Raw genomic sequence first — 13,027 nt, forward strand, 5'->3', positions numbered from 1 at the left:
GGCGCACACATCGCTCGCCCATTCGTGTCAATTGACTGCGCCGAAAGAAACACCTTGGCGCGGTGATCGATACTTGACCGTAGTCTTTCGTCAGGGGAGTGGCACGGCCCGGGAGGGTGGGATCAGGTGGTGGTCGCGCTTGTCGTCGCCTGGTCCGCGGTCGCGATCTTCGTGCTGGTGGCCTGGCCCAAGATCGGCGTGGACAAGGGCTGGCGCGCCGCCGCGCTGGTGCTGACCCTCGGTTTCTCGCTGGTGCACCAGCTGGTGTTTTCGACCATCGCGGAAGACGCCTACATCACCTTCCGATACGCCCAGAACATCGCCGACGGCAATGGGCCGGTGTTCAACACGGGTGAGCGGATCGAGGGGTACACGAATTTCCTCTGGATGATCGTGATCGCGTTGCCGAAAGCCGCTTTCGGGGCCGATATCGAGACCTCCGCGGTCGTACTCGGCATTCTCGCCACGCTCGGTGCAGTCCTGCTCGCGTACGTGACGGTGAACCGGGTGGTCGCGCGGGCAGCGGGTGAGCCGCGGCCCGCCTACGGAGTGGCCGCCGCGGTGCTCGTCGCCGGAGCCGGGGGCCTCGCCGCGTACGGCGGCTCCGGTACCGAGACGCCCTTGTTCGTGCTGCTCCTGTTCGGCGTCTTCGCCGCGCTCGCCGCCCGGCGGCCGGTGGTCGCGGGGGTGCTCGTGGCCTTCGCGATGATGACGCGTCCGGCGGGGATCCTGCTCGCGGTGCTGGTGGGCTGCTGGCTCGTCGTCGCCGCCCTGCGCCGCCGGTACACCTGGTGGTCGCCGGTGGGCTGGCTGCTCGGCGGGCTCGTGTTCGCCGCGCCCTGGACGGCCTGGCGGGTGACCTACTACGACCATGTCCTGCCGACCTCGGTCGTCATCCCCTTCGACCTCGGCATCCAGTCCCGGATCGACCGCGGGTGGCAGTACCTGTCGGGGTTCTCCGTGGTCCACCAAGGATTCCTGTTGCTCGGCCTGATCTCGGTGGTGGCGCTGTCGCTGCGCCGCACCGGCCGGGCCCCGCACGAGGCCGAAGCCCGGTCGCTGACCTGGCTGATGCTCGCCACCGCCGTCGCGCTCACCGGATTCGTGGTCTTCTTCGGCGGCGACGCCGCGCCGGCCTGGCGTTTGCTGGCGCCGATCCCGCCGCTGCTGTCGGTGGCGGCGGTGTCGGTCTACGGCGTGCTGATGGTGACAGCGAAGCCGAGCCCCCGGCCTCGGCCGCCGAGCATGCGGCTGATGCCCGCCGCCGCGGTGACGTTGTCCGGGCTCGCCGTGCTGGTGTCGGTGTTCAGTCCGGAGATGCTGGGCCGGGTGCGCGCCTGGCACGACCACGGCGCGCAGATGGAGGAGATCGGCCGCTGGCTCGACGCCTACCTGCCGCCCGGTTCGGTCGTGAGCACGTCGGCGCCCGGGGTGCTGTCGTATCACGCCGGGACGCAGCTGCAGATCGTCGGCGTCCGCGGTCAGACGGAGGAAGTGGGTGAGGCCGTCGTCTCCCGGCGCCATCCGACGATCGCCGTCATCACCGACAGCGGCTATGCGGCGAAGCAGTCCTGCGTGATCGACCCGGCGTACGCGGCGAGGTACCGCGTCGCGACCTTCGCGCGTGAAGGAAGCTCGTCGTGGATCACCGTGTTCCTGCGGGCGGACGTGGAGCGGGTGGTCAGGTCGGCCCTCGACCGCTCACCCGATTTCCGCCACGTACCGTGCCCTGCGTGAGTGTCGTTTCCCCCAGCAGACCGGCAGCGCTCGAAGCATCGTCGCGCCTGTTCGGCGTCGGCGTGTTCGCCGCCGCGCTCACCGTGCTGCTGGTGCGTTTCCTCGTGCCGAGGCCGGTCGCGATGGCCGACAACGGTGACGGTTTCCGCGTGCTGTGCGGCGCGGGCATCCCGTGGAAGGGCAAACCGGAGGGCTTCGTCCACCTCGCCTACACCGTCCCGGCAGGCGAATGCGACGCCACCTATCTCCTGACCCAGAGCTGGTTCGCGCGGATCGCGCGGTCGATCGGCGGAGTGCTCGGCCTCGAATCGACGCTCAGCCTGGTGGTTCTCGGCGTGCTCACCAGCGTCCTCGCCGCCGCGGCGGTCGCGCTGATCGTCGTCGGGCTGCCGTACTCGCGCCGCGTCCGCGGCTTCGCGGCTGTCGGGCTGCTGCTCGTCGTCGCGGACTCCGCGTTCTTCGGCTACTTCGCGTCCGTGCTCGGCGAAGGCGCCGCGTTCCTCGGTCTCCTGCTCGCCGTCGGCGGTCTCCTGGTGTCCGCGAGGCCGGGCTGGTGGCGCTACGCGGGCTTGGCCGTGCTGCTTTTCGGTGGCGTGATCGCGGTCAACGCCAAGGTCCAGACGCTGATGATCCTGCCGTTGCTCGCGCTCGCCGCGCTGCTCGTCCGCCCGGCGGGCGTCCACGGCCTGAAGCGCTGGCTCCCCGTGGTGTTCGTCATCGGCGCGCTCGCCGGGGGAACGGCCTACGCGCAGCAGACCGTCGAGCCCGCGAAACTGCCCGACGGCTCTCTCGCTGCGCGTCCGGGCGACGATTCGCGGGAGATCAACATGTTCAACACGATCTTCTTGACCATTGTGGACGGTCGGCACGACACCGAAGCCGACCTCGCCGCCTTGGGACTGCCCGCCTCGTTCGGCCAGTACGCGGGCAACGGCTGGTGGCACCCGAAACCCGCGACACTCGACCCCGAGTACCCGAAGTACCGCGAGCAGATCAGCAGGCGCAACGTCGTCGAGTACTTCGCGACGCATCCCTTCCGCACCGTCGAGATCCTGGACCGCGCGGCGGGCGATCTGCTCACCGCGCGGCCGCCCTACCTCGGCAGCTTCGACCAGTCGGCCGGCTTCGCCCCGGAAGCGCAGGAGTATCGCGTCCCGATCGTCTCGACCGCGACGAAACTGCTGGCGCCACTGGGTTTCTTCGCCCTGCTGCCGATATGGGCCCTGATCGCCTGGCGTGGCTGGAAGACCCGGCGCACCGCGCTGGGTGTCGTGCTGGGCTTCCTGCTCGCCGTGGCCGCCGGGCAGTTCGTGCTGGCGGCCCTGGGCGACGGGCTGGAGAACGTCAAACACCAGGTGATCGCGCTGTACTGCACGCTGCTCGGCGTCGTCCTGGCGGTGGTGACCTTCGCGCGTCAGGAGCGCTCGGAGTGATGTGACCTACGCGACCGTAGGTTGGTTACCCTACGGTAGCGTAACCTGAACGAATGGCTGAGCTCGTTTACCCGCCCGTCATCATGGCGGCGAAGTTGATGTTCCGGGTGCTGGACAACCGCATCCGGGTGGAGGGGACCGAGCACATCCCGTCGACGGGCGGGGCGGTCATCGCCTGCAACCACGTGAGCTATCTCGACTTCATCTTCTGCGGGCTCGGCGCGCAGCCGGCGAAACGCCTGGTCCGGTTCATGGCGAAGAAGGAGATCTTCGGCAACCGCGTCGCCGGACCGCTCATGCGCGGCATGCACCACATCTCCGTCGACCGCGGCGCGGGTCTCGCCTCGTACCGGGAAGCCGTCGAGCGCCTGAAGGCAGGCGAGGTCGTCGGCGTGTTCCCCGAAGCCACGATCAGCCGGTCGTTCACCGTGAAGGACATCAAATCCGGCGCCGTCCGGATGGCCGCCGAGGCGGGCGTCCCGGTCGTGCCGATGGCGCTGTGGGGCACGCAGCGGTTGTGGACCAAGGGCCGCCCGAAGGACCTCACCAAACGCCACGTCCCGATCTCGATCCTCGTCGGCGAGCCGATGCACCCGAAGGCCGACGAAGACGCCGAAGTCCTTTCGAAGGACCTTCGCGTGCGGATGTCGGCGCTCGTGGACCGCGTCCAGGCCGGCTACCCGGAGAAGCCCGCCTCCGACGACGAGCGCTGGTGGCTGCCCGCGCACCTCGGCGGCACCGCGCCGACGCCGGAAGAGGCCGCGAAACTCGACCGCGAAGGCCGCTAGCCCGCCTGTGCCGTCCGTCTGATCACGCGCGTCGTCCGTCCAGTCACGCGAACCGTCCATCCCGTCACGCGTGTCCGCCTCGACCTATGTCGCGTCATCTTTGCCGCACCCCTCATCGGTGGGTTCGCGTGATCAGCCGGACGACACGCGTGTCCGGATGGACGACACGCGTGATCTGATGGACGTCGCGCCTCAGAACCAGCGCTCCAGCACCTGCGCGACGCCGTCTTCGGAGTTCGGCCCCGTCACCTCGTCGGCGACGTCGAACACGTAGCGGTGCCCGTTGGCCATCGCGACGCCGTGGCCGGCCCAGCCGAGCATCTCGACGTCGTTGGGCATGTCCCCGAACGCGATCACCCGCTCGGCGGGCACGTCCAGCCGCTCGCAGACCTCGGCCAGCCCGGTCGCCTTCGTGATGCCGTGCGCGGCGACCTCGATCAGGCCGGTGTCGGTCGAGTAGGTGATGTCGACGGAGCCGTCGAGCACCTCACGCGCCGCCCGCGCCATCTCGTCGGAGCTCATCCCGCGCCTGCTGATCAGCAGCTTGATCGCCGGATGCCCGAGCACCTCGGCCCGCGGCGCCTCCGCGCCCTCGTGGTTGCCCCACGGATTGTGGTAGTCGGGCTCGATCACGAAGCTGCGGACGCGCGGGTCCTGCGCGGACTCGCCGACCCGTTCCGCGGCGAACCGGCAGCCGGGCAGGGCGTGATCAAGAGCACTCACGGTGTCGTGCAGCAGCGCCGGTTCGAGCAGGCCGTGGACCGCCACGATCCGGTCCGTCCCGATCTCGTAGAGCACCGCGCCGTTCGCGCAGACCGCGTAGCCGGTGAGGCCCAGCGGGTTCGCGATCGGGGCGATCCAGCGCGGCGGACGGCCGCTGGCCAGCACGAAGGGGACTCCGTCCTCGGTGACCCGCCGGACGATGTCGATCGTGCGTTCGGACAGGACCTCCAAAGGGGCGAGCAGGGTGCCGTCGACGTCGGAGGCGATCAAGAGGGGCTTTTCCACCGGCACATTGTCCCCGAAGATCCGCCCATCGGGCGAAGTGTCGGCGGGCACCGCTACCTTGCCGGTGTGCGCGTAGGCATCGTGATCCTTCCGGAAGATCGTTGGTGGGCGGCCGAGCCGAAATGGCGGGCCGCCGAGGAATACGGCTTCGACCACGCTTGGACGTACGACCACCTCGGCTGGCGGACTCTCGTCGACGGCCCGTGGTTCAGTGCGATGCCAACGTTGACGGCGGCCGCGATGGTGACGTCGCGGATCAGACTGGGCACCTTCGTGGCATCGCCGGTCGCCCGGCATCCCGTGCCGTTCACCCGTGAGCTGACCACCCTCGACGACATCTCCGACGGCCGCTTCATCCTCGGCGTCGGCGCGGGCGTCCCGAACACCAACTACGACGCCACCGTGCTCGACGGTCCCGAACTGTCGGTCAAGCAGCGCACGGACCGTTTCGCCGAGTTCGTCGAAGCACTCGACGGGCTCTTGATGACCGACGGCTTCGACTTCGAGGGCGAGTACTACCGGGCCAAGGGTGCGCGGAACCTGCCGGGCTGTGTGCAACGGCCGCGGCTGCCGTTCCTCGTGGCCGCGAACGGCCCCCGCACGATGACGCTCGCCGCGCGGTTCGGCGCGGGCTGGGCCACCACCGGCGTCAAGGCGGAAACCCAGGACGAGTGGTGGAAGGGGGTCGCGGAGCTCGTGAAGACCTTCGACGAGCGGCTCGACGCCGTGGGCCGGGACAAGGCGAGCGTGCAGCGGTTCCTGAGCCTCGACGCGGCGCCGGTCTTCTCGCTCGAGAGCGTGGGCGCGTTCACCGACGCCGCCGGGCGGGCCGGTGAACTCGGGTTCACCGACATCGTCACGCATTGGCCGAGGTCCGGCGACTACTACGTCGGCCGCGAGTCGACGCTCGAAGAGGTCGTGAACGACGTACTCCCGGTACTCCAGGGAAGAAGCTCTTAGGCCGATCGGGTGACGTTGGCCAGCCGGGTAAACCGGTTCCGCCCAGTAGTCGTCTGAAGAACAAGTACAGCGAGTGGGTGTGGCCGACGACGGCTACCCCTCATGGGTCACCCCGGGGGTGAATGGGGGACGAAAGGCTCGCGTGGTCGCGGCAGGGGCAGTCCGCGACCACGCGAGCCTTTTATCTGTGGACCCGGCCGATGCTAGGAACGGTCCTTTCCTCGCAAAATTTGCAAGGAAAGGACCTTTCATTGCACGCGCCGGCCGCGCGAAGCAGCCGTCAGCGCGTCAACGTGTAGATCGAAGCGCCCGCGTTGGAGAAGTCCTTCCGCAGGAAGTTCAGCCCGTCCAGATCCCGCAGCCCGGGCGCCGGCGGCTCGCCGATCTTGATCGGGGTGCTCCCGATCAGCACGTGCTTGATGTTCAGCCGCTTCACCGCGGCCTGCACCTCGGGGTCGGTGTCGTAGTCACGGAAGTGCAGCGCCAGGTACTTCGCGTCCGGCGGCGGCACACCCGGGTCGTAGTGCCCGGCGACCGGGTGGATACCGGTGATCGCGTACAGCCACGCCGTCCCGTCGAAGCGCTCGTTGAGCACCTTCTCGTCCGGTCCGATGTTCATCTTGGTCAGCTCGTTCATCGCGGCCAGCTCGTCGGCGCTGACCGGCGGCGTGACCTCGCCCTCGGGACCGTTGTAGTACAGGAACGACACCGCGTGCGCGTTCGACTCGGTGTAGAAACCCTTGGTCAGCACGGCCGACGCGGCCACGACGAACACTGCGGTCGCCAGCCCCAGCCTCGCGGGCAACGCGGGACGGCTCTTCACCCAGGACCGGCCGCTCGCCCACTTGGCGAACCAGCGCTGCAGCTCCGCCATCCCGTGCCCGGCGAGCAGGCACAGCGGGATCGCGGCGAGCGCCATCAGCCGGTACCGGTCGTTCCACCACGGCCGCGACAGCGAGATCACCCACGGTTCGGCGCCGTACGAGGCGACCAGCACGAACAGCGCCGAGAAGCCGATCGCCGAAAGCCCCACCCAGCGCATCCGCCCGAGCCGGAACAGGCTCAGCGCGCCGATCGCCAGCAGCACCGTCAGCCACACCTGCGGGGCGCTCAGCACCTGCCGGAAGGTCACCAGCAGCCCCAGCGACTTCAGCACCGGCAGGTCGGAGCCCCACGCGTAATAAGGGTATGAACCCGAAGTGAATTTCAGGGCGCCGAGGATGTGCGGCGCCGCGAGCAGCGCGCTCCCCACCATCACCGGCACCATCTTGACGACGTCGCCGCCGATGACCCGCCAGCCGCCGCGGCCCTCGGGCACGCCGTCGAGCGGCTTGTGCCGCAGCGCGCGGTACCAGCGCTGCACCACCAGCGGGAAGGCGAACAGCAGCGCGCCGAACAGGGCCGACGAATGCGCCGCCAGCAGGCCGACCGCGGTCAGCGCGAGCACGTAGCCGGTGTCGAGGCCGGGCCGCGCGAGGAAGCGGGCCAGCGCGACCACGGCCAGCGGCGTCAGCACGATCCCCAGCGCGAACGGCAGCAGCCCGCTCGACACCGACTCGTACGCGCCGGTGGTGGCCGCCGCGGCCACCAGCGCCGTGCAGCCCGCGAACACCGCCCGCCCGCCGAGCTGGCGGATCAGGGCGACCATCGACAGCGCGAAGATCCCGGCGACCGGCATGGTGATGGCGTTCAGCGTGACCGGGATGGTCGTGCCCGAGATCGAGTACACGAGCGAGCCGACCAGGTGATACGCGTTCGGGTAGAACGAGCCGTCCGGGTACCAGTTGATGGTGCCCATCCCGGTCAGCGAGCCGTCGCCGGTCTCGGCGATGTAGCGGATGCCGTTCGCGTGGAACACGGTGTCCCAGCGCTGGAACACCGCCGTCGTGCCGCCGCGGGCCGAGAGCACCACGAGGATCGAGATGCCGACGGCCAGGGCGACGCAGGCCGCGACGGCGTAGTGGGCACGCGGGTGCCACCTCGTCGGCGGCTCCTCGGCGCCCGGCTTGATCCAGCCGCGTGCCTGGCCCAGCTTCCGAAGGCCGAAGCCCAGTCCGGCGAGCACGGCCGTGACGGCCGCCACGGTCAGGGGGTTGTACGACACGCCCGCGAGTGCCAGCCACGGACCGGCCAGTCCGGTTACCGTGTAGGACAGCAGCGGGGCCAGCCCCGCCAGGGCCCAGCCGCGCAGGCCCGCGGCGCGGCCGACGAGCCCGCCGGGGACCGCGAGGACGGCCAGGTAGGTGAGGGTCGCACCGAAGTACGACCAGAAGGTGTCCGGAGTAGGCACTGCTTCCTAAAATGTGTCTGTCGAAGGTGAAAACCGGTGCTCGCTGCAGGGCACGGAGTCGACGTGCGTACCCTCGACGCCCGTGAGCGCGCACACGAACCCCGACAAGATTACTGAAGCCGATTTCACCGGCTACGACCTCATCGTGGTCGGCTCCGGATTCTTCGGGCTGACCGTCGCCGAACGGGCCGCGGCCGAGCTCGGCAAGAAGGTCCTCGTGCTGGAGCGGCGTCACCACATCGGTGGCAACGCCTACTCCGAGGCCGAGCCCGAGACCGGGATCGAGGTGCACCGCTACGGTGCGCACCTGTTCCACACCTCCAACAAGCGTGTGTGGGAGTACGTCAACCGCTTCACCGACTTCACGAACTACCAGCACCGGGTGTTCGGCAAGTACCAGGGTCAGGTGTACCCGCTGCCGATGAACCTGGCGCTGATCAACCAGTTCTTCGGCAAGTCGCACACGCCGGACGAGGCCCGCGAGCTGATCGCCAAGCAGGCGTCGGAGTTCGAGACCGCGAACGCGCAGAACCTCGAGGAAAAGGCCATCTCGCTGATCGGCCGCCCGCTCTACGAGGCGTTCATCCGCGGCTACACGGCCAAGCAGTGGGAGAACGACCCGAAGAACCTCGGCGCCGACATCATCACCCGGCTCCCGGTCCGCTACACCTTCGACAACCGCTACTTCAACGACACCTACGAGGGTCTGCCGGTCGACGGCTACACCGCGTGGCTCGAGAAGATGGCGGAGCACGAGAACATCGAGGTGCGGCTGAACGTCGACTACTTCGACGTCCGAAAGCACATCCCCGCCGGCACCCCGACCGTCTACACCGGGCCGCTGGACCGCTACTTCGACTACTCCGCGGGCCGCTTCACCTGGCGCACGGTGGACTTCGAATCCGAGGTCGTCGAGACGGGTGACTTCCAGGGAGCTTCGGTCGTCAACTACAACGACGAAGAGGTGCCCTACACCCGGATCATCGAGTTCCGGCACTTCCACCCGGAGCGCAAGCACTACCCGAACGACAAGACGGTCGTGTTCCGCGAGTACTCCCGCTTCGCCGGCGAGGCCGACGAGCCGTACTACCCGATCAACACCCCGGAGAACCGCGAGAAGCTCGAGGCCTACCGCGAGCTGGCGAAGGCCGAGGCCAAGGCCAAGAACGTGCTGTTCGGCGGCCGTCTCGGTACCTATAAGTACCTCGACATGCACATGGCCATCGGTTCGGCGCTGTCCGCGTTCGACAACAAGATCGCGCCGCACCTCACCGATGGCGCGCCTCTCGATGGGTCCCTCGATGCTTGAGAAGGGCGCCCCCACCGGCGAGGTGGCTGTACTCGCGAAGGCTCAGGGCGTCCTGAAGAGCGACGTCACCGTTAAGGCGGCACGCGGTCTTTCGCACTTCGGCGAGCACAGCGCGGGCTGGTTCGCGCTGGGGCTCGTCGGGGCCGCGGTCGACAAGAAGCGCCGCAAGGACTGGCTGGTCGCGGCGGCGGGCGTCGTCGGCGCGCACGCCGCGTCCATCGCGGTGAAACGCGTGGTCAGGCGGCCGCGACCGGACCACCCGAGCGTCGAGGTCCTGGTCTCCACGCCGAGCAAGCTGAGCTTCCCGTCCTCGCACGCGACCTCGACTACGGCGGCGGCGGTGCTCTACTCCGGATTGACCGGGCGTAACCTGGTCCCGGCCCTGGTACCGCCGATGCTGGCCTCCCGGCTCGTGCTCGGCGTCCACTACCCGACCGACGTTCTGGCCGGAGCGGCCCTTGGGGGCGTAGTCGGCGGCCTGATACGTAGGAAGCTGAAGCGACGATGAGTGAAACGACCGAGAAGGCCGATTCCAAGCCTGACGACGTAGAACCCGTGGCCGAGGCCGCCGAGCCGAAGAAGGTCGCCGGCGGTCTCGTCGGCGGCATCATCAAAACGGCACGCCCGCGCCAGTGGGTGAAGAACGTGCTGGTGTTCGCCGCACCGTTCTTCGCCTTTTCGAAGTCGACGGACCGGACCGGCCTGCTGATCGCCGCGCTGATCGCCTTCGCGGCGTTCTCGCTGGTGGCCTCCTCGGTCTATCTCATCAACGACGCGATCGACGTCGAGGCTGACCGCGCGCACCCGACCAAGCGGAACCGGCCGATCGCGGCCGGGATCGTGCCGGTGCCGGTGGCGTTCGTCGCGGCGGCCGTGTTCTTCGCCGCCGGTCTCGGCATCTCGTTCTTCGCCAGCTGGCAGCTCGCGGTCGTGCTGGCGGTCTACGAGGCCGTCCAGCTCGGCTACTGCTTCGGGCTCAAGCACCAGCCGGTGGTCGACTTGGCCATCGTCGGCTCGGGCTTCCTGATGCGGTCGATCGCCGGTGGTGTGGCCGCGGGTATCGCGCTTTCGCAGTGGTTCCTGCTGGTCACCGCGTTCGGCTCGCTGTTCATGGTGGCGGGCAAGCGCTACGCCGAGATCATGCTCTTCGAGCGCACCGGGGCGAAGATCCGGTCTTCGCTCAAGAAGTACTCGGCGAGCTACCTGCGGTTCGTCTGGGCGACGTCCGCGGCGATCCTGATCATGTCCTACTGCCTGTGGGCGTTCGAGATCCGCCAGGTCGAGCACGACTCGGTCTGGGCGGTCGTCTCGATGGTCCCCTTCGTGGTGGCCGTCCTGCGCTACGCCGTCGACGTCGACGGCGGCAACGCGGGCGAGCCGGAGGAGATCGCGCTCAAGGACCGCGTGCTCCAGGTGCTCGGCGCGAGCTGGGTGGTCACGCTGTTCCTGTCGTTCTATCTCTGATTCGACAGCTCACACACAGCGCATCCATAGGAAGCGCACGCATCCTCGGTGATGGGGGCGGGCACACAGCCCGCCCCCATCAGCCTGAGGAGCGAAAGATGACTGACCAGCAGCGGCCGTCCGAAGACGAGGACAAGACGGTCGAGCAGCCCGCCGCCGAGAAACCCGCCGAGACCCCGGCCGCCGCGCCCGCGGGCCCGCCGCCGGGCTGGGTTCCGGCGCAGCAGGCTCCGCCCGCGAAGGGCGGTTTCCGCCGCTTCGCCGGGCACCGCGCGACGCAGTTGGTCGCGGTCGGCGTACTCGGCTTCGTCCTCGGTGGCGGCATCATCGGCACCGCCGTCGGACTGGCCTCCCGCGACGGCGACCGGCCCGGTTTCTCCCGTGAACACCGTGGCCCCGGCGGCCACGGCATGGATCGCGACTTCCGTGACGGCCCCGGCTGGCGTGACCAGCGCCACGGCGGGTAGATAACGGAATCATCACGGCACCGTGTACGGTGTTCGTGATGCGAAGCGCCTCCGCTGATCTGCCCCAGGCTTCCGGTGCGCTGCCGGGAGCCGCCGTCCTTACCCGACCCTGGGTGCTCCCGGCCGGGGCGGCGGTGGCGTCGGCCCTGGTGTTCGTGCTGGTCAGCGGGCATTTGATCGACGACACGTACATCACGCTCTCGTACGCGAAGAACCTCGCCTTCCACGGCCACTGGGGCCTGATCGAAGAAGGCACCGCCAACACCGCGACGTCGCCGCTGAACGTCCTCGTGCTGGCGCTCGTCACCTTCATCGTGCGAGACGCCGTGTTCGCCGCCGGGATCGTCTACGTCGCGAGCCAGGTGGCGCTCGTCCTCGGCCTCCGCCGGATCGGCGCCGCGACCGGCCTCTCGGGCTGGTTCGCCCCGCTCGCGCTGGGGCTGCTGCTGGTGAACCCGCTGCTGCTGTCGTCGATCGGCCTCGAAGTCGCCATGGGCGCGACGGCTGTCGTCTGGACGATGGTGTTCCTGCACGAACGACGGCCCGCCGCCGCGGGCGCGATGATCGGCCTGATCGCGCTGATCCGGATCGATCTGCTGCTGATCGCGTTCGTGCTGTTCCTCGGGCGCCGCGAATTCTGGGTGGGCATCTGGCGGATGACGTTCGCCGCGCTCGCGGTGATGCTGCCGTGGTTCGGGTTCAGCTGGCTGGTGCTGGGTTCGGCGGTGCCGGACACCCTGGTCATCAAGATCATGCAGCGGTCGTGGGGACCGTTCAGCTTCACCAACGGCCCGCTGCTGTATTGGCGCAATTTCCCGGTGGCGGCGACACTTTCCTTCCTGCCGCTCGTGATCGGCGCGCTCGCCGGTCTACTGTGGACGTTCCACTTCCGGCGCGGCTCGGAGCGGGCGAAGCGTCTGCTGCCGTTCGCGACCCTCGCCATCGCCGGCGCGGCGCATTATCTGGCCTATTGCTGGCTGAACGTCCCGCCGTACCACTGGTACTACGCGCCCAGCATCGTCGGCGCGACGGTCTTCCTCGCCGCCGCGGCCTGCGCGGTACCCCGCCGGGCCCGGCTTGGGACGGGGATCCTCGCGGGTGCGTTCCTGCTGACGAGCGCCGTCGCCTACGCCGCTCCCGAACTGCCGCGCCGGTTCGCGCCGATCACCAGCAATCACGCCGCGTCGGACGAATACCGCGCGATCGGCTCGCAACTGGGCGAACTGACGAAGGGGCGCAAGGTGGAGAGCGCGGGGGAGGTCGGCGCGCTCGCGTACTCGTGCGATTGCGACATCGTCGACCAGTTCTCCGACCGCGGCTCCGTCGATCCGGCGATCATCGAGACGAAGAACCGCAGCAGTGAACTGGGGAAGGCGCTGCTGGCGGCGAACTTCCGGTTCTTCGACCACAGCGTCCCGCCCGCGACGCCGGATCTGGTGCTGGCCACCACCAGCAAGGCCCCGCCCGCGAACGCCCTGGCGACCTGGACCATCCACTCGCCGTGGATGGGCACGCAAAGCCTGTACCTCCTCCCGGCCCGCTGACCCCGCATTTCGTCCTCTGAATGCGGT

At 69.0% G+C, this 13,027-nt stretch carries 11 protein-coding genes; 9 read left to right on the forward strand and 2 right to left on the reverse strand.

The annotated features are described in order from the left end of the window. Positions 1 to 126 precede the first annotated feature (126 nt). Genes ACSMFO_RS13655 through ACSMFO_RS13665 form a run of 3 tightly spaced genes read left to right on the forward strand, consistent with a single transcriptional unit; the run spans position 127 to position 3,958 of the window. Positions 127 to 1,737, forward strand: coding sequence for a hypothetical protein (locus ACSMFO_RS13655; RefSeq protein WP_436458889.1), 1,611 nt, complete (start codon positions 127 to 129; stop codon positions 1,735 to 1,737). Then, the gene (gene wsfD, locus ACSMFO_RS13660) at positions 1,734 to 3,170 is read left to right on the forward strand and encodes a glycan biosynthesis hexose transferase WsfD (protein WP_436458890.1); all 1,437 of its coding nucleotides are present in this window, start codon (positions 1,734 to 1,736) and stop codon (positions 3,168 to 3,170) included. The genes ACSMFO_RS13655 and wsfD overlap by 4 nt, the downstream gene beginning before the upstream one ends. 53 nt (positions 3,171 to 3,223) lie before the next feature. Continuing rightward, positions 3,224 to 3,958, forward strand: a complete 735-nt coding sequence (locus ACSMFO_RS13665; RefSeq protein ID WP_038507515.1) for a lysophospholipid acyltransferase family protein — start codon at positions 3,224 to 3,226, stop codon at positions 3,956 to 3,958. Positions 3,959 to 4,150: 192 nt separating this feature from the next. Here ACSMFO_RS13665 and ACSMFO_RS13670 read toward each other — a convergent pair whose 3' ends face one another. Continuing rightward, the gene (locus ACSMFO_RS13670; RefSeq protein ID WP_228694834.1) at positions 4,151 to 4,966 is read right to left on the reverse strand and encodes an HAD family hydrolase; all 816 of its coding nucleotides are present in this window, start codon (positions 4,964 to 4,966) and stop codon (positions 4,151 to 4,153) included. A 66-nt stretch (positions 4,967 to 5,032) separates the two neighbouring features. Here ACSMFO_RS13670 and ACSMFO_RS13675 point away from each other — a divergent pair, with 66 nt between their 5' ends. Continuing rightward, positions 5,033 to 5,926 carry an LLM class flavin-dependent oxidoreductase gene (locus ACSMFO_RS13675; RefSeq protein ID WP_436458891.1) on the forward strand — a complete coding sequence of 298 codons (894 nt, stop codon included), beginning with the start codon at positions 5,033 to 5,035 and terminating at the stop codon, positions 5,924 to 5,926. A 280-nt stretch (positions 5,927 to 6,206) separates the two neighbouring features. Here ACSMFO_RS13675 and ACSMFO_RS13680 read toward each other — a convergent pair whose 3' ends face one another. Then, complete coding sequence (locus ACSMFO_RS13680) at positions 6,207 to 8,216, reverse strand: DUF6541 family protein (RefSeq protein ID WP_436458892.1); 2,010 nt, start codon at positions 8,214 to 8,216, stop codon at positions 6,207 to 6,209. Positions 8,217 to 8,298: 82 nt separating this feature from the next. On the opposite strand from ACSMFO_RS13680, the gene glf reads away from it, so the two are divergent. From glf to ACSMFO_RS13705, 5 genes are all read left to right on the forward strand, one after another. After that, positions 8,299 to 9,525: a UDP-galactopyranose mutase gene (gene glf / locus ACSMFO_RS13685; RefSeq protein WP_436458893.1), complete on the forward strand. Its 1,227-nt coding sequence runs from the start codon at positions 8,299 to 8,301 to the stop codon at positions 9,523 to 9,525. Beyond that, complete coding sequence (locus ACSMFO_RS13690; protein WP_037333445.1) at positions 9,518 to 10,033, forward strand: phosphatase PAP2 family protein; 516 nt, start codon at positions 9,518 to 9,520, stop codon at positions 10,031 to 10,033. The genes glf and ACSMFO_RS13690 overlap by 8 nt, the downstream gene beginning before the upstream one ends. Continuing rightward, the gene (locus ACSMFO_RS13695) at positions 10,030 to 10,989 is read left to right on the forward strand and encodes a decaprenyl-phosphate phosphoribosyltransferase (RefSeq protein WP_360134627.1); all 960 of its coding nucleotides are present in this window, start codon (positions 10,030 to 10,032) and stop codon (positions 10,987 to 10,989) included. The genes ACSMFO_RS13690 and ACSMFO_RS13695 overlap by 4 nt, the downstream gene beginning before the upstream one ends. Before the next feature lie 98 nt (positions 10,990 to 11,087). After that, a complete protein-coding gene (locus ACSMFO_RS13700; RefSeq protein ID WP_073846051.1) occupies positions 11,088 to 11,456 on the forward strand; it encodes a hypothetical protein in 369 nt (122 codons plus the stop codon). A 38-nt stretch (positions 11,457 to 11,494) separates the two neighbouring features. Continuing rightward, positions 11,495 to 13,000 carry a hypothetical protein gene (locus ACSMFO_RS13705; protein ID WP_436458894.1) on the forward strand — a complete coding sequence of 502 codons (1,506 nt, stop codon included), beginning with the start codon at positions 11,495 to 11,497 and terminating at the stop codon, positions 12,998 to 13,000. Positions 13,001 to 13,027 lie beyond the last annotated feature (27 nt).

Origin of the sequence: Amycolatopsis sp. w19, assembly GCF_051373225.1 — a bacterium.
In the GTDB taxonomy this organism is placed as follows: domain Bacteria; phylum Actinomycetota; class Actinomycetes; order Mycobacteriales; family Pseudonocardiaceae; genus Amycolatopsis; species Amycolatopsis japonica.